Source organism: Paenibacillus pinistramenti (assembly GCF_005869875.1).
GTDB lineage: Bacteria > Bacillota > Bacilli > Paenibacillales > Paenibacillaceae > Fontibacillus > Fontibacillus pinistramenti.
In genome coordinates this window covers 63,056-89,182 of record NZ_VAWG01000013.1, presented here as the reverse complement: position 1 = coordinate 89,182, position 26,127 = coordinate 63,056, and the positions used below count along the sequence as shown (strand labels likewise).

The 26,127-nt window shown below is 50.4% G+C and carries 21 protein-coding genes; 2 read left to right on the top strand and 19 right to left on the bottom strand.

From position 1 onward, the window contains the following. From FCN15_RS14690 to FCN15_RS14675, 4 genes are all read right to left on the bottom strand, one after another. Entirely contained in the window at nucleotides 1–1,269 is a 1,269-nt protein-coding gene (locus FCN15_RS14690; RefSeq protein ID WP_203232161.1) for a DUF445 domain-containing protein, read from the bottom strand. Between the two features lie 135 nt (nucleotides 1,270–1,404). After that, nucleotides 1,405–1,575 carry an aspartyl-phosphate phosphatase Spo0E family protein gene (locus tag FCN15_RS14685; RefSeq protein ID WP_138495739.1) on the bottom strand — a complete coding sequence of 57 codons (171 nt, stop codon included), beginning with the start codon at nucleotides 1,573–1,575 and terminating at the stop codon, nucleotides 1,405–1,407. 257 nt (nucleotides 1,576–1,832) lie between these two features. Then, nucleotides 1,833–3,233, bottom strand: a complete 1,401-nt coding sequence (locus tag FCN15_RS14680) for a transcriptional regulator (RefSeq protein WP_138495738.1) — start codon at nucleotides 3,231–3,233, stop codon at nucleotides 1,833–1,835. 359 nt (nucleotides 3,234–3,592) lie between these two features. Continuing rightward, nucleotides 3,593–3,895 carry a hypothetical protein gene (locus tag FCN15_RS14675; RefSeq protein WP_138495737.1) on the bottom strand — a complete coding sequence of 101 codons (303 nt, stop codon included), beginning with the start codon at nucleotides 3,893–3,895 and terminating at the stop codon, nucleotides 3,593–3,595. A 232-nt stretch (nucleotides 3,896–4,127) separates the two neighbouring features. Between FCN15_RS14675 and FCN15_RS14670 the strand changes: the two genes are divergently transcribed. After that, on the top strand, nucleotides 4,128–4,775 hold the full coding sequence (locus FCN15_RS14670) for a metal-dependent hydrolase (RefSeq protein WP_138495736.1): 648 nt from the start codon (nucleotides 4,128–4,130) through the stop codon (nucleotides 4,773–4,775). Between the two features lie 127 nt (nucleotides 4,776–4,902). Here the strand turns inward: FCN15_RS14670 and FCN15_RS14665 are convergent, their stop codons facing one another. After that, a complete protein-coding gene (locus tag FCN15_RS14665) occupies nucleotides 4,903–5,799 on the bottom strand; it encodes a hypothetical protein (RefSeq protein WP_138495735.1) in 897 nt (298 codons plus the stop codon). Nucleotides 5,800–5,950: 151 nt separating this feature from the next. Here FCN15_RS14665 and FCN15_RS14660 point away from each other — a divergent pair, with 151 nt between their 5' ends. After that, entirely contained in the window at nucleotides 5,951–6,253 is a 303-nt protein-coding gene (locus FCN15_RS14660) for a hypothetical protein (RefSeq protein ID WP_138495734.1), read from the top strand. Nucleotides 6,254–6,297: 44 nt separating this feature from the next. On the opposite strand, the gene FCN15_RS14655 is transcribed toward FCN15_RS14660, so the two are convergent. From FCN15_RS14655 to FCN15_RS14590, 14 genes are all read right to left on the bottom strand, one after another. Further along, entirely contained in the window at nucleotides 6,298–6,783 is a 486-nt protein-coding gene (locus FCN15_RS14655) for a disulfide oxidoreductase (protein ID WP_138495733.1), read from the bottom strand. A gap of 5 nt (nucleotides 6,784–6,788) precedes the next feature. Beyond that, on the bottom strand, nucleotides 6,789–7,403 hold the full coding sequence (locus tag FCN15_RS14650) for a DsbA family protein (RefSeq protein ID WP_162515371.1): 615 nt from the start codon (nucleotides 7,401–7,403) through the stop codon (nucleotides 6,789–6,791). Nucleotides 7,404–7,675: 272 nt separating this feature from the next. Continuing rightward, complete coding sequence (locus tag FCN15_RS14645) at nucleotides 7,676–12,106, bottom strand: WIAG-tail domain (protein WP_162515370.1); 4,431 nt, start codon at nucleotides 12,104–12,106, stop codon at nucleotides 7,676–7,678. Between the two features lie 269 nt (nucleotides 12,107–12,375). Then, complete coding sequence (locus FCN15_RS14640; RefSeq protein ID WP_138495730.1) at nucleotides 12,376–13,029, bottom strand: 50S ribosomal protein L25; 654 nt, start codon at nucleotides 13,027–13,029, stop codon at nucleotides 12,376–12,378. A gap of 257 nt (nucleotides 13,030–13,286) precedes the next feature. Next, nucleotides 13,287–14,999, bottom strand: a complete 1,713-nt coding sequence (ptsP, locus tag FCN15_RS14635; RefSeq protein ID WP_138495729.1) for a phosphoenolpyruvate--protein phosphotransferase — start codon at nucleotides 14,997–14,999, stop codon at nucleotides 13,287–13,289. Further along, complete coding sequence (locus FCN15_RS14630) at nucleotides 14,996–15,268, bottom strand: HPr family phosphocarrier protein (protein WP_138495728.1); 273 nt, start codon at nucleotides 15,266–15,268, stop codon at nucleotides 14,996–14,998. Before FCN15_RS14630 ends, ptsP begins: the two co-directional genes overlap by 4 nt. Before the next feature lie 95 nt (nucleotides 15,269–15,363). Beyond that, entirely contained in the window at nucleotides 15,364–17,427 is a 2,064-nt protein-coding gene (gene ptsG / locus FCN15_RS14625) for a glucose-specific PTS transporter subunit IIBC (RefSeq protein WP_138495727.1), read from the bottom strand. A 294-nt stretch (nucleotides 17,428–17,721) separates the two neighbouring features. Further along, on the bottom strand, nucleotides 17,722–18,567 hold the full coding sequence (gene glcT, locus FCN15_RS14620; RefSeq protein ID WP_138495726.1) for a glucose PTS transporter transcription antiterminator GlcT: 846 nt from the start codon (nucleotides 18,565–18,567) through the stop codon (nucleotides 17,722–17,724). A 144-nt stretch (nucleotides 18,568–18,711) separates the two neighbouring features. Continuing rightward, complete coding sequence (locus tag FCN15_RS14615) at nucleotides 18,712–20,244, bottom strand: flotillin family protein (RefSeq protein WP_138495725.1); 1,533 nt, start codon at nucleotides 20,242–20,244, stop codon at nucleotides 18,712–18,714. Beyond that, nucleotides 20,231–20,785: an NfeD family membrane protein gene (locus FCN15_RS14610; RefSeq protein WP_138495724.1), complete on the bottom strand. Its 555-nt coding sequence runs from the start codon at nucleotides 20,783–20,785 to the stop codon at nucleotides 20,231–20,233. Before FCN15_RS14610 ends, FCN15_RS14615 begins: the two co-directional genes overlap by 14 nt. 143 nt (nucleotides 20,786–20,928) lie before the next feature. After that, nucleotides 20,929–22,092 (bottom strand): iron-containing alcohol dehydrogenase, encoded by a 1,164-nt coding sequence (locus FCN15_RS14605; RefSeq protein ID WP_138495723.1) that lies wholly within the window; start codon nucleotides 22,090–22,092, stop codon nucleotides 20,929–20,931. Nucleotides 22,093–22,268: 176 nt separating this feature from the next. Next, entirely contained in the window at nucleotides 22,269–23,855 is a 1,587-nt protein-coding gene (locus tag FCN15_RS14600; protein WP_138495758.1) for a UDP-glucose--hexose-1-phosphate uridylyltransferase, read from the bottom strand. A gap of 11 nt (nucleotides 23,856–23,866) precedes the next feature. After that, entirely contained in the window at nucleotides 23,867–24,856 is a 990-nt protein-coding gene (gene galE, locus FCN15_RS14595) for a UDP-glucose 4-epimerase GalE (protein ID WP_138495722.1), read from the bottom strand. A 1-nt stretch (nucleotide 24,857) separates the two neighbouring features. Continuing rightward, the gene (locus tag FCN15_RS14590) at nucleotides 24,858–26,036 is read right to left on the bottom strand and encodes a galactokinase (protein ID WP_138495757.1); all 1,179 of its coding nucleotides are present in this window, start codon (nucleotides 26,034–26,036) and stop codon (nucleotides 24,858–24,860) included. Nucleotides 26,037–26,127 lie beyond the last annotated feature (91 nt).

The following is a 26,127-nucleotide window of genomic DNA, read 5'->3' as shown; positions in this document are numbered from 1 at the left end:
TCACCGGAACACTCCTCCCGTTAAAAAAGAGACCAAATAAAGCAATACGCCGATCACGCCGCCAATCGCCAGACCGTTCAGCCGGATATACTGGAGATCTCTGCCGGCCTTATCCCGGACCATCTCAATTAATTCCTCTTCAGAATATGTATTTAGTTTGTCTGTAACTACTTTGGCAATAAGGCTGTGCCTTTGCTCAACCCATTGCAGCAAATAACCTTTGACCTTATGGTCGATGGTCTTCTGCAATTCAGAATCAGATTCCAATTTGGAGATGCCCTGGCCGACCTTTCGCCCTATCCAGCCTTGCAGCACCGAAGCTGCTTGGTTTGGTGCTTCATCAGAGCCAAGAGAAGGACGCAGCAACGCATCCAGTTCCTCACGAATGAGCCGGTCCAGACGAATGTGTTCTTCTCCTATCTTAAGAAGCTTAGCTTCACTCTTCTCAAGGGCGGCTCTCCAGTCAGGATCCGATCTGAGATTGGATATGTACTGCTGCAGCTTGGCCTTTAATTTTGCACGTTCCGGATGGGAAGGAGACTTCATGTCTGTTAAAAAGTCCGCGATTTTCGCCTGAATCTTCCCGCTGACCTGCTCCGGCTCCAGCCCTGCGGCCTGATTCACAAACTGCCGGCGGAATTTGCCGTGTTCATAAGAATCCAAAGCGGATCGGGCAAGCTTCTGGATAACCAGCCGAAAGCGCTCCGTATTGACAATCCGAACCAGCTCATCAAGCAGAAAATGAAGAATAGGTTCATCATATCCGCTTCGGATCATCCACTCCCCAAGATCGGCGAACAGGTCCGCCAGCCGGAAAATTCCGGCATCACGGAATATCATTTTCCGCAGACCCTCTCCCAGTTCATGCTCGTCCGTCCTGGAAGCTAATTCTTCCGCCAGCCGCTGCGCAATTTCTGTTATATGCTGTTGTCCTCCGCGCTCTTTCAAATAACCGATCAAGATCGCAGAGATACTGTATTGTTCAAGCCGCTGTTGAATATTGGCTGTTGTAAGCAACTCATGCTGGACCATATCACCCAGTTCATTTATCAGTCTGGAGCGGTTCCGTTCAATGACTCTCGTTCCCATAAACGCCGGCCATTTGATCTTTAACGGATTGCCAAATAAAGCCCCTACGGCAAAAGAATCCGCAAGCCCGCCTATTGTTGCAGCGTTAAAACCTGAGAACAAAATACCTCCGAGCACATGCTCCCGGAAGGGAAAAGAGGCCAAAACGCCCGCTGCCGATACAATCAACGCTGTATCCACTGTTGTTTTAACTTTCGATCTTCTCATGCTGCCGCACCTCAAGTAAAGAGAATTGCCTTCATATATACTCTTACCCATTATACATGAAGCAGCCACTCATCCCTAATCGGCCGGCCGTCCTAAAGAATTGCCATTTCAGTTCCTGCATTTGCCCAGCGACAGCTGCATATATTCGTTAATCAGTTCATCCAGGTACATTGACAGTTTAATAACTTTAGAATCTGTCAGACTATAGCGCTTCTCCATTTTGTTCAGCCTTAAACGAGCCTTCTCTATTCTATATTGGATAATAGTTGGCTTGTTCATTGTATTCACCTCCGTTGGTCTATTTTAGGATGTATTGCCAAAATCTAGTGAATTCAAGTTTGTGCATAATCGAATTAATTTCAAAATTAATTTAAGAATTAATGTCAGAATTAATTTCAATACAAACGAAGAAGCGTCCCTTAGTTTAAGGAACGCTTCTCCTGCTCTTTCATCTATTGCAATCTGTCAATTAAAATGCGCCTACACCGTGAGTCAAAGGAGTTACCACTGTAGTAAGAGTCAGAACTGCAGCAGTGCTAACGGAGAACAACAGAACAGCCAATTTTCTTTTCATTATAATTCGCTCCTTTTATTATAAGTGATTTATAGGTTTCTTCTGCTTGAACAGTTGCATAATCCCTAAATTGCTCGAACAATCCGGCACATTTAATAATGCCTGCGTCACTGCGAATTAACACTGCTGAGGACAAGCTGTTCAGAATGCATTCCATTCCTTTGTCGTACCTCTTGTTGTACAGATAATAATAGGCAAGCTCCGTCATCAAATTCATGTACCGGTCAGCTACCATTTGCTGAGTGTAGCTTCCCAGAGCCTGATTGATATCGCTATAGGATTCAATATGTTTTTCAAATAAGGCCAGGGTGTCGTCTACATTCATATCAAACCGGTTGGCTGCTTCGACAATTTTGACTAGAGCAGGGAGAATTTCTTCTTCTCTGGATAAGATGTATTCGACATAATCCTTTAAAACCGTAATATTGCCCATCATTAGTTCGTACAAATAGGTGTTGACTTTAGCCAGTCCCCGGTACTGCTCCATAATCCTCAAAGACTGCTCGTCCGATTCCTTAACCCAGCTCATGTCGCTGTATAAAGAAACGAAACGCATGGCCTCAACATATTCACCGCGTTCTTCGCAAGCAGCAGACTGCAGCAAATAAGCGTAGAGAATGTAGAGAAATAAAGGATATTCCGTACCGACGGGCTGTTCGGCAAATTTCTTATTGTCATAAATATGGTCGTATTGTATTGCTGCCCGGTACCCAAGCTCAGTTGCCAAATCATTTACCTTGTTCCAGTTCCGCAAGGAAGCATATACATTCGCCAGATCTTTAAGAGCATCCAGCTGCTGTTCCTCCGTCAAGCGGTCCACGTAAGGCTCAAATTGAACGGCGATCCGGTGATTCATCTGCTGATCTTGTCCAATTGTAATCGAGAACAAGCGGTACTGGGCAAGAGCCAGGCGTTCAGAGTGCTGGTATTTCTCGCTCTCTGCGACAACCTTGTACAGAATTTCTGCTGCTTTCCTCTTCCCCTGCCGAAAGAACTCTTCAGCCGTTTCAAAAATCGCAGGAAGATAAGACAGGTTATCCGTCATCTGCCGCACGGTCTGCCTGATGCAGTCCAGTTTGTCCAATTCCGCGCAGCGATAGAGAAATGGCTTCAGCCTCCGCCAATTTGGAGCAGCATGCACAAAACATTCATCTACATACAATTCGTAAAAATAACCTTCCCCAAGTCCCATTCCAGCAGTAATTCTATCCAGCTGCCCCATGGCGATCGGACGATTACCATTGATAATGGCGCTTAAGGTCCCGGCATTTACACCGGAAATTTCCGCAAAAAAATGAATAGACTTTCCAGTAATTTTTAGATAGTGTTCAAGTTCTGTGCGTATCGTGGCTGCAGGCTTCAAGTAACCCCCCCTTCAATAACTGCCAAGAATCAACATCCAAAATTTAGGAAAATCTACTTATATCAGTAATAATACTTAGCAGTGGCAGGTTAGTCAACATCTTTTTTTGATATATTCACCGATTCTGCAACAATTCCTTCTGAAAACCTGCATAACTTCTAAAAATCTTTGAAAATATGCCGTTTTGGGACAGCAGGCTGTGCATGAAAAAAGGCGGCTCCTCAGCTATGCTGCCGGAAACCGCCTTACCATTTTATAAAAGGGATCAAGTCCAATCACCGCCAATAAAAATGCCGACAGATTCTGAAGAATAACGCCGGTCAAAGACCGTCGAAATCCGTAAGAAATACCGGCAGAATTTATTCTACGCCGTCTCTGTAGTGGGCCTGCCAGTTCTTATCCCCTTTGTGGGACATGTCTTCGGCAGTCTTCTCCAGCGTGCGGAGCAGAGTCGCTTTAATTTGCGCAACCGTCTCATTAAATACGCGCACCTCTGACCCGACGATTCTCTCGCCATAGATTGCCTGTGCTGCATTATACTTTCGCTGCTGTTCAACCAGAGCGTCAATGGATTCCAAAGCATGCTCAACAAAATAAGTTACTGAATGATGCTCTTTAGGCAATGCTGCTTTCAAATACCGTACTTTTGCTAATGTTGTCATTATACTCACCTCTTGTGTAAATTTACAAATGAAAATTTCAGAAATTTTTCACAACTCCATTGTAATATGTAATTATTTATATTGCAATTCTAAAATTAATGGTAAGCCAATTAAAAAAAATTAATCTCTCCGCAGCCTATGGCTGCTCTTGCCCATGCGTCCGCTGACGGTTATAATGTTAAAGCAAACATATGTTCTTCCAACATCAGGAAGTCAGTCAGAAGGAGGAGTTATGAAAGGTTCTACCCACCTGGCCATCGGCTGCGCCATTGGTGCCGCGGCAGCAGGGTACCATTCGTTCGAATTGACGGATTCCGTCTTCTACATCACCTCTGCGGCCGTTTCGTCGCTTGTGCCTGATTTAGACGGCCCCAGCATGCTGAGCTCGCGCATAAGCAAAGTCTCCAAAGCACTTTATCGTTCTATGATCACACTGGCAGTTCTGTTAAGCCTGCTGGTGGCTTTCCTGTATCTCAAATATCATCTTGTTCGCGTAGAGCTGTTCGTTGCTGCCCTGTTCTCTTTATTTCCTGCTTTGATTGTGAAAGAAGGGTTCATTCGAAACGCCCTTGTGAGCCTGATCGGCATTGGTCTTTCCTGTGCAGGCTTCACCTGGGGAATGCTTTGGGTATCGGGCTTCGGTCTCTTTATTGCGATTGCACCGTGGCTGAAGCATCGTGGTTTAACCCATACGGTCTGGGCGCTGTGGATCTGGTATCTATTAAGCCGGGGTATGGAGATGCAGCTGGGGGTTGAAGGGCTGGCATTGACAGCCGGAGCCGGTTATGCCTCCCACCTGCTTGCTGATACGCTGACGGCCAGCGGCGTGAAGTGGCTGTATCCTTTGACTAAGTTTACTTTTAAATTGCCTTTCCGTTAGAAAAACCACCTTACAGCGGCAGTTTGCCGGGTAAGATGGTTTTGACTTAGAAATCTTATTAGAAATCTTATTAGAAATCTTATTAGTGATCTTATAAGTTGTTCTGCAGGCCATGCTTCTTACTTCTTTACTTCTTGTTGATCAAAGAATTGAGAGCGGCATAGGCAAGGGGCTGGAAGCCTTCTGAAGGCTCTCCGTTTGGAATCTCCAGCCGCAGTACATAATCCTGGCCGTCGAGCTCTTTAACAATGTATTGCTTGACCCTGACGGGACCATTGACAATTTCGACAAGCTTGGCATCCCGCATCGGCTCGGCAACGTCGTCTCCAGTAATCTCTTTTACCCGCCCGTTATCCGACATTTCCTGATCAGCCTCCAGCTTCAAATAGTCCATATTATAATCGGAAGGCAGCTTGTAAATGGTAGCAAAATACTCGGGATAAGCGGTCAGATACAGCTTGTTGTTCTCCTTATCGAAGGAGAATCCGTCCGGAAGGTATAAGGCGTAGTCATCCGTCTGAACCAGCTTGGCTGAGCGTTCTTCTGTATTTCCTTCAAGGGTAACGCTCAAATCTTTGGTTTCAGGCAGCGCTTCAGCTGCACCTTCGGAACCGCTCTGTCCTGCGCCCTGCTGGAGCTGAATTAAAGTCCGCAGTTTAACGCCGGGATCGCCTTCCACCTCCTGCTCCTTATATTGGAAGGTTACTTGATCCCCGGAATTCAAGCTGTTAATTACCGATTCATCGACTGTACCTAATTGAAAAACGACCGGCTGTCCATCCATTTCAATCTCAATGGAGGACGTATCTCCAAGGCCAACATATTTGCCCGTTCCTTTCAGTACTCCGTCCGCTTCATCTGATGAAGCAGAAGCCGAAGGTTCAACGGACTGAGAGACGTTCTCCAAGCCGCTTGCTGCAGGCTGCGTATCGTTTGCCTCCGGCGAATTGCTGCCGCAAGCCGTTAAAGCTAAAGTTAGCATCAGTACAAAAATTATCAGCAAATAAGGTTTATGTCTGCTCATTGTGTACACCCCCACTTTACATACGGATTTATAACCCAAAAGTTTCATTTCTAATCCAGTCTGCCCGTTTTAACGTTTACTTAGAAGCTTTAATTGTTATAATGAGAACGACTACACGGCGGAGTTTAACCGCTAAGACAGGATGAGGAGTATGGCTTTCGGTATTGATCGAACACAATTGACCGTTTGGAAGCAGCGCGTCGCCGCCGGTGAAATCGCCTTTCTGACTCACTACTGGCTGGATGACCGTTTTCCGAATGCCAAGACTGTGACCAAGGTTGGCTGCAGTGACTTGAGAAAGCTGGAGCAATGGTGCACAGACCATGGACTAAATCCGCGATACATCCACCGCCGCCAGCCGTTTCCCCATTTTGACCTCATAGGCTCCAGGCAGAAAGAGATTTTGGCTAAAGAAGGATTATGGGATCAGATTCATAAGTTTGGTCTGGAATAAATTAACCGTTCTCTGCGGCAGCAGAGAACGGTTAACGGCTGGCCTTACCTGCGGCTGGCAGCCGAGGAATCTCCGGCCTCAAGCTCCTCTTCCGCATGAGACGTGCCTGCTCTGCCCAGCCAGAGAAATAGGCTGATTAAGATAAAAGCAATTAACGCCAATAAAGGAATTGTGATAAAACCCCAAAAATTAATATAAGAGGTGCTGCAGGGAACGCCCACCTGGCAAGGCAGCACCTTGGCTAGTGCCGGAATTTTCTGCTCCGAGTAATGATAAATGGATATGCAGCCGCCGATGATGCAGAGCGGAAGCACATAAGGAATTATTTTCCGATCATTACGATAAGCCGCAATTCCAAGCAGTATAACCTGAGGGTACATAAAGATACGCTGAAACCAGCATAAACGGCACGGTTCGTAATGCAGAATTTCGCTTAAGTACAAGCTGCCTGCTGTTGCAGTAATCGCCACGATCCATGCCATATACAACGCATATTCCTTAAACAAGGATTGACTGCGGAATTGATCCATCCTTATTATTCCCCTTTGCCTGCCGATTCAATGGCCTGCTGGATATCCGAAGAAGTATAGTTTCCATTGTAGAGCTTGCCGTTGATATAGAAAGACGGCGTGCTTTGGACGCCAAGCTTGTCCGCCTGAGCATTGCTTGCATCCACTTCACTTTGATAGGTTTTGTTCTCGATGTCCGATCTGAGCAGATCATAATCAATCGACAGATTTTCAGACTTAGCCAGATTCACGATAAAATCCGTCGTCGCCCAGCCAGTCTTCTCTTCCCCCTGCTCCCGGTAAACAGCTTCATTAAACTTCCAGAACGAATCCTTATCCTGATGGTAGATCGAATGGGCAGCAAGCGCCAACCGGTTAGAATCTTCAATTCCATTGCCATCAAGCACGATCAGGTCTTGAAAATAAATTGCCGCCTTCCCGGTATCAATATCATTTTTCACAAGATCCGGCTTAATGTTCACACTAAAATTGCGGCATGCCGGGCATTGGTAATCCCCGTATTCTACAATCTTTACAGGAGCATCAGGATCGCCAAGCACTGGCATTGAACTGTAATCAAAATCCGCTGTGACTGTATGATCAGGGCGGAAGATAAGGGCAGCAATTACGGCAACAAGCACTACCCCAATTACAGAAAAGAAGATTAGGCGGCTCTTCCTCTCCTTTGCCAGCCGTTCTTGCTCTTTTCTTTTCCGCTCCGCGTACGTGTTGGTTTGCTTTTTCGGTTTCAGTACGATCACTTCCTTCATATGTACTTATAGTAAGTTGCTTTCTTCTATTCTGCCTTATTTCCGGTTTAGGCGCAATCTTTTTGGACCAGTCTGTAAAAAACAAGGCAAACACAGGCACCAGCATTGACTGCTGATCCTGTGTCTGCCTTTGTGTGAATTATCTACTCACCGCATGCCCCGATGGCAATCCAAGTGATAAAGCCGCCTTCTTGCGCCATACCGTTATGCTTAACAGCTTCAAACACAGCGTAGTCGCATTCCCTGTTCTTTAAGGAAACCTGAACACAGGATGAGCTGCTCATTCCTACGATGACATAGTTCTCATCAGAAAACAAATGTTTAAAAAAGACGGCAAACTCGGTTGTGTTCTCCCCTTCTTCAAAAGAGAATTCCTTCTGGCCAAACTGCTGGATGACCGCACCTTGCAGGCTCTGGACCGGATTAAAGGCCAAATGCTGCAGCTGCACTGTATCCTTCTTCAGGTGGCGCGAATCAATAGACTGGTCCTTGATTTGGCTGCCGCTAATGCCTTGGCTTGGCACCAGGCCCTCGGAACGCAGCTGCTCAGAAACATGCAGTATTCCAACTGCACCCATTTTTAGCTGCAGCGAGCCTACAGCTTCAAATGCGATATGGTTGTTCTGAATACTTGCACTGCCAATGTGGGAAGCGTTGACCGCTCCGCCTGCGAGATGCTCGCCCCGGACGCTGCCTTCGTTCAGGTGGCGGGCGCTGATTGCTTGGTCTGTGATGTGCTCGCTGGTGACGGCGGACGTTTGGATGTGATGAGCGGCGACGGAGCCTTCAGCCAGATGTGCGCTTTCGATGATGCCTTCGTTCAAGTGGCGGGCTGTTATGGACTGATCCGTAAGGTGATCGCTGGTGACGGAGGACGCTTGGATGTGGTGAGCGGCGATGGAACCTTCAGCGAGATGGGCGCCTTCTATGATGCCTTCGTTCAGGTGGCGGGCGCTGATTGCTTGATTCGTGATGTGCTCGCTGGTGACGGCGGACTCTTGGATGTGATGAGCTGTCACGGAGCCTTCAGCCAGATGTGCGCTTTCGATGATGCCTTCGTTCAGGTGCCGAGCTGTGATGGACTGATCCGTAAGGTGCTCGCTGGTAACGGCGGACTCTTGGATGTGGTGACCGGCGATGGAACCTTCAGCGAGATGGGCGCCTTCGATGATGCCTTCGTTCAGGTGCCGAGCGCTGATTGCTTGGTCTGTGATGTGATCGCTGGTGACGGCGGACGTTTGGATGTGATGAGCTGTCACGGAGCCTTCAGCCAGATGTGCGCTTTCGATGATGCCTTCGTTCAGGTGGCGGGCGTTGATCGCTTGATTTGTGATGTGCTCGCTGGTGACGGAGGACGCTTGGATGTGGTGAGCGGCGATGGAACCTTCAGCCAGATGTGCGCTTTCGATGATGCCTTCGTTCAGGTGGCGGGCGCTGATTGCTTGATTTGTGATGTGATCGCTGGTGACGGAGGACGCTTGGATGTGGTAACCGGCGACGGAGCCTTCGGCGAGATGAGTGCCTTCGATGATGCCTTCGTTTAAGTGACGGGCACTGATCGCCTGGTTAGTTAGGTGCTTGCTTGTTACGGCGGACGGCTCGATGTGGCTGGAGGACACGGAACCATCTGCGAGATGGTTAGCCTTGATAATCCCTTCGTTCAGGTGGCGGGCGCTGATTGCATGATTCGTGATGTGCTCGTTTGTGATGGCAAAAGGTTCAATATGACGTGCTGCGATCGATTCTTCGGCGAGATGCATGCCTTCGATGATGCCTTCATTCAGATGGCGAGCGCTGATTGCTTTTTCAGAGATGTGCCGGCTTACTACGGAGGAAGGTGCAATATGGCGGCTTGTGACGGATGCATCTATAAGATGCTCACCTTCGATGATCCCTTCGTTCAAATGCCGGGCATTGATTGCCTGATCTGTGATATGCTCGCTGGTTATCGCGGACGCTTCAATGTGCCGAGCTCCAACGGAGCCTTCCGCAAGATGTTCGCCTTTGATGATCCCTTCGTTCAAATGCTGGGCATTGATTGCCTGATTCGTGATGTGCTCGCTTGTTATCGCCGACGCTTCAATATGCCGGGCGCCGACAGACTCATCCGCAAGATGCGCACCTTCCACGATGCCTTCGTTCAGATGCCGGGCGCTGATCGACTGGTCCGCGATGTGCTCGCTTGTTATCGCCGACGCTTCAATATGCCGGGCGCCAACGGAGTCCTCCGTCAGATGCTCGCCCTCAACAATCCCTTCGTTCAGATGCCGGGCGCTAATCGCCTGATTCGTGATGTGCTCGCTGGTTATCGCAGACGCTTCAATGTGCCGGGCTCCGACGGAACCTTCCGCAAGATGCTCCCCTTCGATGATGCCTTCGTTTAAATGGCGGGCGCTGATCGCCTGATCTGTGAGGTGCTCGCTTGTTACCGAGGACGCTTCAATGTGCCGGGCAGCGATGGACTTATCCGCGAGATGCTCACCTTTCACGGCGCCATTGCTCAGATGGCGGGCCGTGATTGCTTTTTCCTGAATGTGACTGCCCTCTACCGCATTTAATCCCATATGACGCGCAACAATCGTTTTATCTGCGATTTTGCCTTCGGTAACGGCAGCTTCACCGATTTTGTCTGTGGAGACACTTTCCGGCGACAGCTTAAGGGAGGTTATGGCGTAATCCTGCAGGTGATAGGAGGAAATTTGCTGCTTGCCGATATGGCTGCTCTGAACGGCTTCATTTTGGATGGAACGGAACGACACCGAGCGGTCCTGAATCGCTTCTGGTCCTACGCTCCCTTTGCCCATATGAACCGCCGAAACGGCCCCGGATTTAATGTGGTCGGCATTTACCGCCCCGGAACGGATGGCAGCAGAATCAACCGCACCTGGCGCAAGATGATAATCATGGATCGCATTCGGAGCCAAATGATAATCTGTTACACTAAATTCAGAAAGTGCTGCGCTTTCCACGCTTTCCGGAGCCAGCTTGCGTGCTGAAATCGCCCCGTCTGCAATTTTGTCCTCAGTAACACTTCCGGCCTGAAGTTGATTTTTTCCTACAGCCGCCTTGGCGATATGGGTATGCTGAACAGCGTTCTCCGCAATAATTTGCCCTTTAACCGAGCCCGGCTGCAAATTTCTTTCGCTCACCGCAGCTGTACTAAGGTGTTTGCCTAATACGCTGTCCGGCTGGAGATGCTGCGAAGCAACCGACAGCTCCGCCAGATGGCTGCTCTGCACGGCTGATTTCGATATATGTCTCTTCATAACGGCTTCATCGCCCAGTTTGACCGCCAAAATACTCTGATCGGCAATTTTAGAGGAAGTAACCGCTTGGTCGACGAGCTGGAGTGTGCCTACAGAATGCTCCGCCAGTTTCGTCTGCAAAATGCTGTGGTCCGCCAGATGGCGCGAGCTGATTTCCCCTGTCCCGATGTGCTGCTCCCCAATTCCCGACTCTTGAATATGACGGCCTTCCACAGACCCTTCTGTAAGGTGCCGGGATAAAATAGCTGATTCTTTAAGATGCTGGGAATCAACTACATTTTCCTCCAGCTGGCCGGAGCCTACGCTTCGATTAGCCATCAGCTCTTTCGTAATAATTGCAGGCTGCAGATGTTTGGCTGAAATCGAGCCTGCTGTGAGATGGTCCCCTGTAATGGCACCCTCACTGATTTTATCCGCAGTTACAGCCTCATCCCGGATTTTGGAGGTTGTGACCATCTGATCTCCAATTTTGGAGGTATCGACGGAACCGTTCATGAGATGAACAGCCGAAATGGAGCCGCTGCAGATTTTGGACCCGTCAACTGATTGCTCCTGCAGCATTTCCGCCGAGATAATGGCACTGCTGAGATGCCGGTTCTCAATCACACCATCTGCCAAGTGGTCGGAGCTGATCGATTTGGCAGCCAATTTTTCAGGAGTGACAGAACCGTCCTGGATTTTAGAGCCGTCAATTGAACCGTTTGCCAGCTTGCTTCCCTGCACAGAGCCTTCCAAAAAATGGTCGCCGGTCAGCGTGCCTTTAGCCACTTTGGGCGAAGTGACAGCTCCGTCCTCCAGCTTGATGGAGGTCACTGCAAAATCGGCAATCCATGCCGTATCAATCACATTTTGCTTCAGTCTGCTTGAATCAATAGCGTATGGCGCAATTTTATCTCTGGTAATGGAGAAATCCGCAATGTCATCTCCGTAAATAAAGGCGGAGCCTTTTGCAATTTTCCGCTGTTCTTTAATCTTCTGTTCGGCTTCCGTTTGGCGTTCATCCCGTATGTCGGCCAAGCCGGGCGGCGTCTCCAAAGGCTCCTTCTCTGCCGAATCTTCTTCCGGATTTGATGAAAAAGGTTCAGCGGAGGACTCCGCCGTCTCCTCCGGCAGATGCTCCGGCAGCTGTTCCGCTAGCTGCTCCGGTACTTCAAGCACCGGAGTTTCGCTCTGGTGCAGCACAACCTGCCGCTGTTCCCTTGTTTTGACCTTCACCTTATCAATCAGCTCCAGCTCATTAAAAGAGGCCCGGTAGCCGGAATCCGTCGTTTTCCCTAAACGGGGTTTGGAAGCTTTTCCTTTCTTCAAGCCGATCTCTCCTTTCAGCATTCTTCTGGTTGCATCATATGCAGGGCTATGGGCTTCTGTCACATCCGGCCCCGCAAAAGAATACCTCCTGGAAGTCAGCTCGGCGCATAAAAAATAGAGAAGATCAGCCTGATCTTCTCTACCCGATCTTCTCTACCTAATTTACTCCACCCGATCTTCTTCACCCGATCTTCTGAGGGTCCCGATTAAGGCAAGGACGGATCCGGGAGTCCCGGACCGCCTTTCTGCCATGCCAAATTCAGCAAAGGTTAAGCATTGGCCTCTTCTGCGTCCCCTTCGCCAGCAGGTTCTTCAGCAGCCGGTGTGTCACCAGCACCTTCTGCTTCTGCCTCATCATCCAGATCGGCGCCGCGCGGCACAACGATGGAAGCAAGCAGCGTATCCTCCGGCAGATGCAGTGTAACTCCCTGCGGCAATGCTACTTCTGCTGCGGTAAATTTGTCGCCGACATTAAGGTTCGTCACATCGACATCAATTGAAGCCGGAAGGTTGTCCGGAAGGCCTTCCACATCAAGCTCCGTAACCAGCGTCTGAAGGATGCCTCCTTCTTTGGAGCCGGCTGCTGTACCCTGATAATGAACCGGGATGCTGACCCGGATCGGCTTGTTTCTGGATACGTGCTGGAAGTCTACATGAACCACCTGGCCTTTGGCCTGCTGGATATCTTTAATCAATGCCGGAACCGTCTCGCCGCCCTCCAGCTCTAATTGGAAGAACTCCGAACGGCCTGTACGGGCAACTTTGAGAAGCTCTTTCTCATCCACATGCAGCTGCTGACTCTCAAATTGGGAACCGTATACGACTCCAGGGACACGCCCTGACTGCCGAAGCTGACGAAGCCCTGCCCCTGTCAGCGCTGTTCTTGGTTGTGCATGCAAAGTAACGTTATGACCAGAACTCATCTTCCATCGACCTCCTGAATGTATTGAAAAATAGAGTTGAATCGCTTGGGCTGCCGCTCTAATTCTTGGATGTCTGGCTCAGCCTTATCCTAATTAATACCCTTTTTCAAAAGGATCTAACCGTTTTGCCAGGAATCTCTTAATCGGCACAAAAAAAACCGGCTCCCGAAGGAACCGGCCGGCTATTAAGCCTTAAAAGTGTGTGTGTTGGGTTAGCCAAAACCAATTAAAGAAAGAAACGGAAAATGACAGGCTGCCTAAGCTTCAATGCTGTTGACAAGCTCAACAACTTCAGCTGCCGTCTGCATCGCCAGCGCTTTAGCTGCAAGCTCAGTCATAGCGGCCTTCGACAGCTTCGAAATCTGCGAACGAGCCGGCAGAATGGAAGTTGCACTCATGCTGAACTCATCAAGTCCAAGTCCGAGCAGAAGCGGAATTGCCGTAGAGTCTCCAGCCATTTCGCCGCACATTCCGACCCAGCGGCCTTCTTTGTGCGCTGCATCAATGACCATTTTAACCAGGCGAAGGATCGCAGGGTTATAAGGCTGATACAGGTAAGAAACACGCTCGTTCATACGGTCGGCTGCCATCGTGTATTGAATCAAATCGTTGGTGCCAATGCTGAAGAAATCAACCTCTTTCGCAAACTGATCTGCGATGATGGCTGTAGAAGGAATTTCGACCATGATCCCCAATTGGATTTCATTGGAAACTTCAATGCCTTCGGCAACCAGTTTCTCCTTCTCTTCAAACAGCAGCGCTTTAGCTTGACGGAACTCATCAAGTGTCGCAATCATCGGGAACATAATACGAAGATTGCCGTAAACGCTGGCACGAAGCAGTGCACGGAGCTGCGTGCGGAAAATATCCGTACGTTCCAGGCACAAACGGACGGCGCGGAAGCCGAGGAAAGGGTTCATTTCCTTAGGAAGATCCAGGTATGGAAGCTCCTTGTCTCCGCCGATGTCCAGCGTGCGGACAACAACCGGCTTGCCTTCCATTTTCTCCAATACCGTCTTATAAGCATTGAATTGAATCTCTTCTGTTGGCAGCTTATCGCGGCCCATGTACAGGAATTCGGTCCGGTAAAGACCAACGCCTTCACCGCCGTTGTCCAGCACACCCGCTACATCATTTGGCGTACCGATGTTGGCGGCAAGCTCAACATGAACACCGTCGGCGGATACAGAAGCTTTATCGCGGAGCTTCTTCCACTCTTCGATTTGAAGCTGGTACTTCTCCTGCTTGCTGCGGTATTCAGCCACCAGCTCATCGGTTGGATTGATAATGACTTTACCGTCCAAACCGTCCACGATCACGAGATCGCCGCTGTTGACTTTGGCAAGCACTTCCTTGGTGCCCACAACTGCCGGAATTTCCAGGGAACGGGCCATGATAGCGGAGTGGGAAGTACGTCCTCCGATATTTGTCGTGAAGCCTTTGACATATTTACGGTTCAGCTGAGCCGTATCGGAAGGAGTCAGATCCTCAGCAATCACAACTACCTCTTCACTGATTTCTGCCGGATTCACATAGTTCAGTCCGAGCAAATGAATCAGAATGCGTTTGGTTACGTCTTTCATATCCGCAGCACGTTCCTGCAAATAGGCGCTCTTCATGTTCTCGAACATGGAGATAAACTGATTCGCCGTTTCGTTCAATGCATATTCTGCATTGACCATATCATTGCGGATCATATCTTCAACCGGGCTGATCAGCTCAGGGTCATTCAGAATAAGCAGGTGAGCTTCGAAAATTTCGGCTTTCTTGGCTCCAAGCTCTTGAAGGGTGCGCTCTTTAATCGCTTCAAGCTCGGCTTTCGATTGATCGAGAGCCGCATTCAGTTTGGCAACCTCAGCAGCCACGTCGGAGACGCTGCGCTGCTGAACCGTAAAATCCGGATGCTCCAGCTTGAAGGCAGGTGCGATTGCCACACCTGCCGAAGCTGCAATGCCTTCAATCTTAATCATTGTACTTCTCCGAGACCTTCGTTAACCATGACATCAGTGAGCGCTTTGATCACATCAGCTTCACCTTCGCCAGTTGCGGAAAGGGTGATGCTGTCGCCTTTTTCAAGACCCAGGGACAATACGCCCAGGATGGATTTCAAAGTTACTTTTTTGCCTTTAGCTTCTGCGAAAGATTCAGCGCTTTTGAATTTGTTGGCTGTATTTACCAATGCTGTCGCTGGACGTGCGTGAATACCATCTTCATCAATAATTCTGAATGTTTTTTCCATTATAATCCTCTCACTTTCAATAAGTTAGTTAATATCTCATGTATATCATAGTAAGCCATTTAAAACCGAAATTCAAATTTCGAAACAGGAGAAGGTTATTTAATGGTGATGATGTTTGGTTCGCCTGTTTTCACTGCGCCTGTCTTGTTCAGCGTTACTGCTGCGCCTTCAGGCAGATTCGAGAAAATAATCGGTGAAATAATGGACGGCGCATTTGCCTTCACATATTCCAGATCTACTTTCATGATCGGCTGTCCAGCAGACACCAGGTCGCCTTCATTGACAAGCACTTCAAAGCCTTGGCCTTTCAGCTTAACGGTGTTGACGCCAATGTGGACAAGAACCTCTTTGCCGCCGTCAGACATGATGCCGATGGCATGCTTGCTCGGGAATACGTTGAACACTTTACCGTATACCGGAGAGCAGATCGTTCCGTCCTGCGGCAGGATGGCAAATCCGTCGCCTGTCATTTTTTCAGAGAACACAGGATCCGGAACTTTGGTAATATCCATCAGTTCCCCGTTCGCTGGAGCAACGATATCCTCGTTAACGAGAACGTCGCCGTCTTTCGCCGCTTCCTGCTCTGAAACAGCCGGTTTCTCTTCAGCTTTCATTGGCGCCGGAGCAGGCGTTTTGCCGCTCATAATGTCAGCAATCTGAGATTTAATAGTATCGGAACGTGTGCCAAAAATGGCTTGTACGTTGTTGCCGACTTCAAGCACACCCGAAGCACCAAGCTGCTTCAAGCGGTTTTTATTAACATTAGTTTTGTCGTTAACTTCAATACGGAGACGAGTGATACAAGCGTCCAAATGTTTGATGTTGCCTGCGCCGCCGAAGGCAGCCAGGATGTTATGCGGCAAGTCGTCCGTCGAAACAGGGCCGGCAGCAGCGCCATCGCCTGCATCTGCCGCTGCATCTTCACGTCCAGGCGTCTTCAGGTTGAACTTGCGGATAACGAAACGGAATCCGAAGTAATACACAACGGAGAAGCACAGACCTACGATGATGACCCACCACCAGTGAGTACGGTTTGGAATCACCCCGAACAGCATGAAGTCGATGAAACCGCCGGAGAAGGTCATACCAATCTTGACATTCAGAATTTCCATGATCATAAAGGACAAACCGGCAAAAATCGCATGCACCGCGAACAGAAGCGGAGCTACGAACAAGAATGAGAATTCAAGCGGTTCGGTAATCCCTGTAAGGAACGCAGTCAGCGCACCGGACAGCATCAGACCGCCGACAATTCTTTTGTTCTCCGGCTTGGCTTCGTGATACATTGCCAAAGCGGCTGCTGGAAGACCAAACATCATGAACGGGAACTTACCAACCTGGAAGGTACCTGCAGTAAATGGTACGCCGTCACGCAGCTGAGCCATAAAGATGTGCTGGTCGCCGCGGATAATTTCGCCCGCTTTGTTTGTGTATTCGCCAAACTCGAACCAGAACGGCGAGTAGAAAATATGGTGCAGACCGAAAGGAATCAGGGAACGTTCGATTACCCCGAAGATAAACGCTGACAGCGTCAGGTTCGTATCGATCATACTGTGCGAAACATAGTTCAAGCCATCTTGGATCGGCGGCCAAACAAAGGACATGATGATCCCGACCACCAGAGCCCATACAGCGGTCATAATCGGCACAAAACGTTTGCCGGCAAAGAAACCGAGGTATGATGGAAGCTCGATCTTAAAGTATTTGTTGTACATGCTTGCCGCAAGCACACCGATGATGATACCGCCGAATACCCCGGTAACCAAGGTAGGGATACCAAGCACGCGGGCATAAGCCGGATCATTCAGCGACAGTACATAATCGTTGACGCCCATAACTGTACCCATCGTAATGTTCATAACAAGGAAACCTACGATTGCCGCAAGTCCTGCTACACCCTCGCCGCCGGCCAAGCCGACTGCTACCCCTACCGCGAACAGAAGGGAAAGATTATCAAATACAACCTGACCCGAGTTCATCAGGATATTAGCAAGGGTTTGAATCCAATGTGCGTCAAGAGCAGGCACATATTTAAGGAAATCGGGGTTAACAAGCATGTTCCCGATCCCGAGCAGCAAACCTGCTGCAGGCAGAATCGCAACCGGAAGCATAAGCGCTTTACCGACTCTTTGCAAGACGCCAAAGAAACGTTTGAACATAAAAATCCTCCTAAAAATGTGATGAAGCATCCCGCCACCGACCAGGTTTTAATATCTCCAGCCGGAAGGTTCTGCGTGCGAAGAAAGGGCCTTCAAGAACAGCAAAAAAGGCATGAGCCAACAAAGTTTATGCCTTATGTACCTTTACAAGGTTATCTTACCCCGTTAAGTAAAAGTACAACCAACAAACTTTGTAAAACTCATGCCTGATCGAATCAGTAACACGCTTAGTTATGAAGTTCTTGTTAAAGCCACGTTTTGAAGTATAGCACCCTCATCACAATTGTGCAAGATCTAAATTTCTTGATGAGGAGCAACCCGGTTAAGATGCATTGTCAAATAACTGATTTCCGCCTGATAGACCGGTTTATGCAGACGTTTCTCCATGACTTTTGTCAGCTTCCAGGCCAGATCATAGAGCTCCGGGTATTCATCCTTCAGCACTTCCTCCAGCTTGCCCAGCTCCTGGACGCGTTCGCCCCGCCGGATTCGTTCAATCGCAAACCGCAGATGCGTCAGCAGCCGAGCATAATCCAAAGAATTGCGGGCTATTGAAACATGAAGCTGATTCTCGATCATATCAATCATATCCGAAATAAGCTGGGAATGGGCCTTGACCTCGGTAATATGCTGGTTCGTCAAGGCGCTGTGAATATGAAGGGCTACAAACCCGGTCTCATCCTGACCCAGATCCACACCCATTCTCTCACGAATCATATTAATGGCATATTCCGCCAGATGGTATTCTTCCGGATAAATTTCCTTCGTCTCATAAAGAAAAGGATTATGAATGGCAATATCTTGCTCGGCCCGTTTGATTGCAAAGGCGATATGGTCCGTAAGCGCTATATGGATATGTTCATTTAGAGGAGCTTGGCTGTGTTTGGCGACGTACAGCAAAATTTCATTCAAGACCTCAATAAGCTTCTCATCGACTTGCTGAGCCAGCTGCTTGTACTGCTCCTGTTCGACTGCATTCTTCAAAATGAACAGCTTCTCGGCTGATTTAAGCGGTATCATTTCTTTGGGCTTTCGATTAAAGCCGATGCCTTTGCCGATGACTACGACCTCGCCGTGCTCGGGATGTTCGCCAATGATCACATTATTGTTCAGCACTTTAGCCACCTGAAGGCCGTCCACTTTAACACCTCATTCTGTGAAAAAAATACATGTCAAATCCCGCCGGCATTGGCTGCATGCGCTTGCAGGCATCCGATGCTCAGCGGGATACACTGATAATCCATTATAACCGTCTTCTTCTTAAAGCGCTACAAGCAAGTTTAGTTAATCAGCCTTTGGTAAGGAATCGGCAGCAGCCGCAGCTTCACGCACGTGAGGGGCTGATACGGCCGCATTATTTTTGCGGGTTAATCCCTGAATTAAAGAATTGAGGTCAATTCCCGATACGCCCTTCAGCATTTCAGGAGCAGTTGCCATCAGCTCCGTTACGTAGCTGCTGACCCGTGCCGCACCTTCCCCTTTCCCGGTATCAACGACGGTAAGCTTATCTATGCTGGACAGAGGCGCCGCAACTTTCCCGGCCAGTTCGGGCAGCATTTTCACAACGATATCGAGGATCGCAGCCTCACCGAACTTCTGGAACGCTTCGGCCAGCTTCTCCTTGGCTTCGGCTTCTGCTAAACCGCGCAGGCGGATAATTTCCGCATCAGCCGTACCTTTCGCCCGTTCGGCATCGGCAACCGCCTGGCCTTCAAGGCGTTTCTGCTCCGCTGATGCCCGCGCCTGCGTTTCGATGGAATACTGCAGGGCATCGGCTTCCCGCATCTTGCGGGCTTTATCTGCTTCAGCCGCCTGCTCTACCGCATAGCGGTCGGCGTCGGCTTTCTTCTTCACTTCTGCGTCATACTGCTTCTGACGGACGAGAATCTCTTTCTCCTGCAGGTCAATTTCCCGCTCCTTGCGCACAAGCTCAACCTTCATCTGCTCTTCCACCATCGTCTGCTTCGCGCGGGCTTCCTGAATGTGATATGCCTGGTCCGCTTCGGCTTTGGCCGTATCCTGTTCCCTTTTAAACGAGGCGACCTTCAATTCCTTCTCCTTGCTGGCTTCGGCAATGTTCGTATCCCTTAGGAGCTCTGCCTTTTGCCCTTCTTCCTCAGCGCGGGCTTTCTGAATCCGGGAATCCCGCATCGCTTCCGCTTCGGCAATGTCCGCATCCCGTTTAACGGCTGCAATGCGCGGCTTACCGAGCGCGTCGAGGTACCCGTGCTTGTCACGGACATCTTTAATGGTGAAGGACACGATCTGCAGACCCATCTTCTTCAAATCCCGGGCGGCCACACTTTGCACTTCTTGCGCAAAACGGTCCCGGTTCCGGTATACCTCTTCCACGGTCATTGAGCCAAGGATGGAACGCAGGTGCCCTTCCAGCACCTCCTGGGCTTCCCCTCTCAGCGCCTCGACCGGTTTGCCGAGAAACTGCTCTGCCGCTGTGGCAACGTCTTCTACAGAACCGCCGATCTTGATGATCGCTACCCCGTCAGCCAGAACCGGCACGCCCTGCTCTGTATAGACCTCCGGCGTAGAGACATCCAGCTTGTGGGACAGCAGCGATAAAATCTCCTTCTGCTGAAAAACCGGCCAGATAAACGCGCCGCCGCCGCGGACAATTTTCATTTTACGTCCGGAATCGTCCTCTGAAATGTTCTTGCTGCCGAGAAAAGAGCCTGTAACAATCATTGCCTCGTCGGGGCTGACCGTCTTGTAGCGCGCCCAGAAGGCAATCCCCAGAATAACGAGGACGGCAACTACAACAACAGGAATGACCAAATACTCAGGTACACTAGATAAATCCATTCAGACCCTCTCCTCTTCGTTCATCTAGCTCCAGCTCGGATACATAGACAATGCCGTCACGGGATTCAATGATCACAACCTGAACCTCCGCCGGAATCGGCCTGTGTTCCCAGCTTGCTGCGATGTGCAGGGAATTTCCTCCTGCCCCTCTTACCATGACCTCGCCAAATCCTTGCTCCGGAATCGGAATGCTCACTTTCCCGATCCGCCCGGGGAGCTCCTTCTCGGAAAATGCTGTTGAGTTCTCGCTCCGTTCCGCTGGTGCCACATAAGCAAAATAAACCATAAAGCATAGAACCAGAGCAATACACACCGCGAGCAGCAATACAGCGGCCTGCCCAAGCCCGGTGTAGCGGTCCAGCAATAGACCTGCTCCCCCAAAGCCTGTAACCCCTCCTGCCAAAACGACCGGCTTCAGAAAATCGACGGACAAGAAATCGAACATACCGTCCAGCCATTGACCGAGAAGATCCCCGACCAGCACGCTTACAAGCGTAAATAATACACCGCCGATCAAGCATCCCAGATACAATCCTTCCATGTCACCCTCCTGCAGCAGTGCCTGCCTTACATACTATGTAATACGCCTAAATTTATATAAGGTTGCAATATTTTCCTGCATAGGAAAATAAAAAAGTGCTCCGGATTTCCGGAACACTTGGAGTAAAACGGATGATGCTTCTATTACAGAGAGAGGCGGTAAATTTCGAGAACGTCCTCTTTGTCCAGCTTGGCGAAATTGCCGAACGGACCAAACTTGACTGTTTTCTCCGCCATCAGTTCCAGCTTGCTGTCGTCAATGTCGTAATCGGCCAGGCGGCTTGGCGCTCCAATGGAGGACCAGAAGGCGCGCAGCGCGGCGATGCCTTCCTCGCCGGCCTGGAGGTCGCTTTTTCCAGCTGGATCGATACCAAAGACATTAACCGCCAATTTCTTGAACCGCTCTGGTTTAACCTTCAGATTGTACTTCATCCAGTTCGGGAACAGGATGGCCAGACCGCCGCCGTGCGGGATATCATAAACAGCGGAAACCGCATGCTCAATGTTGTGCGTTGCCCAGTCGCCGCGGAAGCCCATGGATACCATGCCATTCAGGGCAAGTGTGCCTACGTACATGATGCTTGCACGCAGCTCGTAATTTTCCAGGTCATTGATCAGCTTAGGAGCCGTCTCGATGACCGTGCGGAGCAGCGTTTCACAGAAGCCGTCCTGCACCGGGGTGTTCTCCTCAAGATGGAAGTAGTGCTCCAATACGTGGGACATCATGTCTACCATGCCGTAAACGGTTTGATCCTTAGGCAGGGAGAACGTATTTTGAGGGTCCAGAATAGAGAACACCGGGTAGGTGAATTCACTGCCGAAGCTCAGCTTCTCTTCTGTCTCCATGTTGGAAATCACGGCGCCCCCGTTCATTTCAGAGCCGGTAGCAGCCATGGTCAGGACAACGGCAAGCGGAAGAGCTGCCTGCACGGAGGCTTTGCGGGTCAGGATATCCCACACATCCCCGTCATATTTCGAACCGGCCGCAATGGCTTTGGAGCAGTCGATGACGCTGCCGCCGCCAACCGCAAGAATGATGTCGATCTGATTGGTTCTGCAGAGCTCAACACCTTTATGTACCGTAGTCAAACGGGGATTTGGCTCTACGCCGGCCAGCTCCGTTACTTCTGCGCCGATTTCCTTAAGGCAGCCAAGGACCTTATCATAAAGCCCTGTCCGCTTGATGCTTCCGCCGCCGTATACGAGCAGCACTTTTGTACCATATTTAGGCAGCTCTGTTCTTAATGCCTCGGTTGTATCTTTACCGAAAATCAGTTTGGTCGGATTCTTAAACACAAAATTTTCCATGGATTTTGTCTGCCTCCTGTCGTCTAAGTTCTTTGATAAATCCGCGTCTATTATACTGCTCCTGGATTCCAGAAACAAATCAGGCGGCATTTCTCAGCAAAAATCAAGCAGGGGGACCCTCTTGAGTCAAGAGAGTCCCCCTTAAAGAAAATCAAAATCAAATACCAATTATGCTTCTATGCTTTGTAGCCAGCGGCTTCCACAAAGCGGCGGAGCCCCTGCTGGCCCTCTGGCGTTCTCTTATAAACGCCGGCATGGCCAAGAATTTCGGCAAATTTGGTGCCGACTTCGTTTCTGAGCAGCGCATCCGCCTGCTCCTTGCTCATCGCTGAGCCATGCTGCTCCAGAAGAGAATGAATCCATTCCGCATGGGCGGCAAGCTCCGGCGCTTGTCCATTAGAAGCCGCAGTACGCAGCTCCTCATCTCCGGACAAAATGCGCGCGATGCTGTCAAGCTCATGCTTCAGGCGGCCCGGCAGAATAGCAAGCCCCATAACCTCGATCAGACCGATATTCTCTTTCTTGATATGGTGCATCTCCCGGTGCGGATGGTAAATGCCTTCCGGATGCTCTTCGCTGGTCCGGTTGTTGCGCAGCACGACGTCGATTTCGTAAGCGCCGTCCGCGCTCCGTCTGACGATCGGCGTAACGGTATTGTGCGGCACCATTGCTCCGTCAATCTCTGAGTGTGCAAAGATGCCAAGCTCCGCATCGCTGTAGCCCTTCCACAGCTCATACAGGTCGTTAGCAGCCTCCAGCAGCACGGCCGGATCCTGGCCGTTCAGGCGGAGCACGCTCATCGGCCAGTTGACGATGCCGAGTGTTACGCCCTCATGGTTCGCCGACTGGAACACGGCGTCAAGCGGCGATTTCTCCAGCGGGAATTTGTGCTTCCCGCCCTGGAAGTGGTCGTGCGTCAGAATCGAGCCGCCGACAATCGGCAGGTCCGCATTGGAGCCGATGAAATAATGCGGGAACTGGCGGACAAAATCGAGCAGTCTGCGGAAGGTGTCCTTGGTCAGCTTCATCGGCACGTGATCTTGATGGAACACGATGCAGTGCTCGTTGTAGTAGACGTACGGAGAGTATTGGAAGAACCAAGGCTCTCCGTTCAGCGCCAGCGGAATGACCCGCAGGTTCTGGCGGGCCGGATGATTGATCCGGCCTGCGTAGCCTACGTTCTCACGGCACAGCTGGCACTTTGGATAGACCGGCGGAGGAAGCAGCTTGGCGGCTGCGATCTCCGCGGGGGATTTTTCCGGCTTCGACAGGTTGATTGTAATCTCCATCGTGCCGTAAGGCGTGGACTGCTCCCAATAAAGATTGCTGGCAACGCGGTCCATGCGGATGTAGTTGACATCCTCACACAGCTTGACGAAGCGGCTGGTTGCCGCCTCGATGCCGTGCTCCTGCTCAGCCGCCTTAAACGAAGCAATAACCTCGGATGGGCGGGGCGTTACGCGTCCCATGATCTCCGCGTCCAGCAGGTCGCGGTAAGTGTCTGTATTTTCCGGAATAAGCCCGATGGCGAACCCGTAATCAATCAAGGTGTTCAGCAGAACCTGCGGTCCTTCCAGGGTCTCCTGCCGAAGCTCGCCGAGATAAGGCTCAGCTTCCTTAAACAGTTCAAGGAGCCGGTTACGGGTATAGTCGATGTCATAATGGCCGATCAGCTCACGCTGAAGGGCAAACTGCACCAGCCGCTCAACCGCTTCAAGCGCCTGCGGCCGCAATTGTTCAGCTTCTGCTGTTCTCTGCTGCATCTCTTTCACACTCACTTTCCTGCATAACCGTTCGGATGATTTTGGTGCCACTGCCAGGCGCTCGCGATAATGTCGTCCAGGTTCTCGCGTTTCGGGCTCCAGCCCAGCACGCTGCGCGCTTTAGCGGAAGAAGCGATCAGTACGGCAGGGTCGCCTGCACGGCGCGGTTTCACTTCAACAGCAAAGTCAACGCCGGTAACTTCTTTCACCTTGGAGATCACCTGATTGACCGAGAAGCCGTTGCCGCTGCCCAGGTTAAACACATTGCTCTCTCCGCCGCCGCGAAGATAGTCCACAGCGCGCAGATGCGCGTCTGCCAAATCGCTGACATGGATATAGTCGCGCACGCAGGTGCCGTCTTCTGTCGAATAGTCGTCACCGAATACGGCGATCGATGGACGCTGGCCAAGTGCGGTTTGGAGAATCAGCGGGATCAGGTGCGTTTCCGGCTGGTGGTCCTCACCGATCTTGCCGCTGGCATGAGCGCCGGCCGCATTGAAATAACGCAGCGCCACATATTTGATGCCAAGCACGCGGTCGAACCAGCTCATCATGGTCTCCATGCTGAGTTTGGTTTCGCCGTATACATTCGTAGGAGCCGTGCGGTCCGTCTCTTCAATCGGCACCTTCTCCGGTTCGCCGTAGGTTGCTGCCGTGGAGGAGAAGACAATTTTGGAAACGCCGGCCTGCTGCATCGCTTCCAGCAGACAGAGTGTGCCGTAAACGTTGTTGTCGTAGTATTTTACCGGATTCTGCATGCTTTCGCCGACCAGGGAATTCGCAGCAAAGTGAATCACCGCATCAATCTTGTTCTCGGAAAAAAGCTTCTTCAGCAGCTCTTTGTCACGGAGGTCGCCTTCATACAGCTTGCCGCCGAGCAGCGCCTCTCTGTGACCTGTCTGCAGATTGTCGAGAACAACTACCTCTTCACCTTTATCAAGCAGTTCAGCAACCGTATGAGATCCAATGTATCCGGCACCGCCGGTAACTAAAATCGCCATGTTACGCTTCCTCCTTTAATTGGTGTACGCCGTCTCCCACTTCACAAACATAGAACTCTGCTTCAAGCCCGGTGCGCTGCTTGTAAGCTTCCCCGACATTGTGGACAAACGAAGCTACGGAATCTTCATGTACCAGTGAAACCGTGCAGCCGCCAAAGCCCGCACCGGTCATCCGGGAGCCCAGGGTTCCTTCAATCTTGCGCGCTTCCTCTACCATGGCATCCAGCTCAGCGCCCGTTACTTCGTATAAGTCGCGCAGGGAATCGTGGGATTGATTCATGAGGCTGCCAAAACCGGCAAGATCGCTCTTCTGCAAGGCTTCGACAGATGCCAGCACGCGTGCGTTCTCTTCGACTACGTGTTTGGCGCGGCGGCGCAGCACATCGCTTGGCAGCTTATCTTCCAGCTCCGCAAACTGCGCAGGTGTCAGCTGGGCCAGATAGTCTAGACCCGGAACGTGCGGCTTCAGCAGGGCAAGCGCCTCGTCGCATTCGCTGCGGCGTTCGTTATATTTGGAATCCACCAGGCCTCTGCGTTTGTTCGTATTGCCGATAACCAGCTTGCAGGAGCCGATAGCGAAAGGCACCTTCTTGTACTCAAGCGTGTCGCACATGAGCAGGATGGCATGGTCTTTCGCCCCGTTCGCTACCGCAAACTGGTCCATGATGCCGCTGTTCACGCCTACGTATTGATTCTCTGCACGCTGCGAAAGCTTGGCGATTTCTACAGTATTGATGTCTTTGCCTTCTACGGATGCAAAAGCATATGCCGTCACAACTTCAATGGATGCCGAGGAAGAAAGGCCCGCTCCGTTAGGAATTTCACCGATAAAATAGAGGTCATAGCCCCTGCTCACCTTACAGTCCAGTTTGGCCAATTCCACCAGCACGCCGATTGGATAGTCTACCCATTCGCCGGTCTTGGAAGCGCCGATCTCCTGGATGGATATTTCAGCAGAGTAAGGGAAGTTGGCGGATTTAAATACCAGCTTGTTATCGCCGCGTTCACGCAGCAGCAGGGTTGTGCCGAATTCCAGCGCCGCCGGAAGCACGTACCCTCCGTTATAGTCAATGTGCTCGCCGATCAGATTAACCCGCCCCGGCGCCTGATATGCCAATATGTTCTTGTCGTCTGTTCCAAAAGCGGATTCGAATTTCTGCTTCATCTCTTGCATGTTCATCATGAGTCACCCGTCCTTACCATCATTTTTTAAGCTTAACTTCTAAACCAATTATAAAGGATTGTGACAAAGAAAGATAATGTATGAATGC

What these genes read in the sequence shown, in the direction of transcription:
- ptsG (WP_138495727.1), bottom strand. Translation starts at nt 17,427, where the DNA reads ATGTTCAAACGTTTCTTTGGCGTCTTGCAAAGAGTCGGTAAAGCGCTT.
- FCN15_RS14670 (WP_138495736.1), top strand. Translation starts at nt 4,128, where the DNA reads ATGAAAGGTTCTACCCACCTGGCCATCGGCTGCGCCATTGGTGCCGCG.
- FCN15_RS14640 (WP_138495730.1), bottom strand. Translation starts at nt 13,029, where the DNA reads ATGAGTTCTGGTCATAACGTTACTTTGCATGCACAACCAAGAACAGCG.
- FCN15_RS14615 (WP_138495725.1), bottom strand. Translation starts at nt 20,244, where the DNA reads ATGGATTTATCTAGTGTACCTGAGTATTTGGTCATTCCTGTTGTTGTA.
- FCN15_RS14600 (WP_138495758.1), bottom strand. Translation starts at nt 23,855, where the DNA reads ATGCAGCAGAGAACAGCAGAAGCTGAACAATTGCGGCCGCAGGCGCTT.
- galE (WP_138495722.1), bottom strand. Translation starts at nt 24,856, where the DNA reads ATGGCGATTTTAGTTACCGGCGGTGCCGGATACATTGGATCTCATACG.
- FCN15_RS14685 (WP_138495739.1), bottom strand. Translation starts at nt 1,575, where the DNA reads ATGAACAAGCCAACTATTATCCAATATAGAATAGAGAAGGCTCGTTTA.
- FCN15_RS14590 (WP_138495757.1), bottom strand. Translation starts at nt 26,036, where the DNA reads ATGAACATGCAAGAGATGAAGCAGAAATTCGAATCCGCTTTTGGAACA.
- FCN15_RS14605 (WP_138495723.1), bottom strand. Translation starts at nt 22,092, where the DNA reads ATGGAAAATTTTGTGTTTAAGAATCCGACCAAACTGATTTTCGGTAAA.
- FCN15_RS14675 (WP_138495737.1), bottom strand. Translation starts at nt 3,895, where the DNA reads ATGACAACATTAGCAAAAGTACGGTATTTGAAAGCAGCATTGCCTAAA.
- FCN15_RS14655 (WP_138495733.1), bottom strand. Translation starts at nt 6,783, where the DNA reads ATGGATCAATTCCGCAGTCAATCCTTGTTTAAGGAATATGCGTTGTAT.
- FCN15_RS14610 (WP_138495724.1), bottom strand. Translation starts at nt 20,785, where the DNA reads ATGGAAGGATTGTATCTGGGATGCTTGATCGGCGGTGTATTATTTACG.
- ptsP (WP_138495729.1), bottom strand. Translation starts at nt 14,999, where the DNA reads ATGATTAAGATTGAAGGCATTGCAGCTTCGGCAGGTGTGGCAATCGCA.
- FCN15_RS14665 (WP_138495735.1), bottom strand. Translation starts at nt 5,799, where the DNA reads ATGAGCAGACATAAACCTTATTTGCTGATAATTTTTGTACTGATGCTA.
- FCN15_RS14630 (WP_138495728.1), bottom strand. Translation starts at nt 15,268, where the DNA reads ATGGAAAAAACATTCAGAATTATTGATGAAGATGGTATTCACGCACGT.
- FCN15_RS14660 (WP_138495734.1), top strand. Translation starts at nt 5,951, where the DNA reads ATGGCTTTCGGTATTGATCGAACACAATTGACCGTTTGGAAGCAGCGC.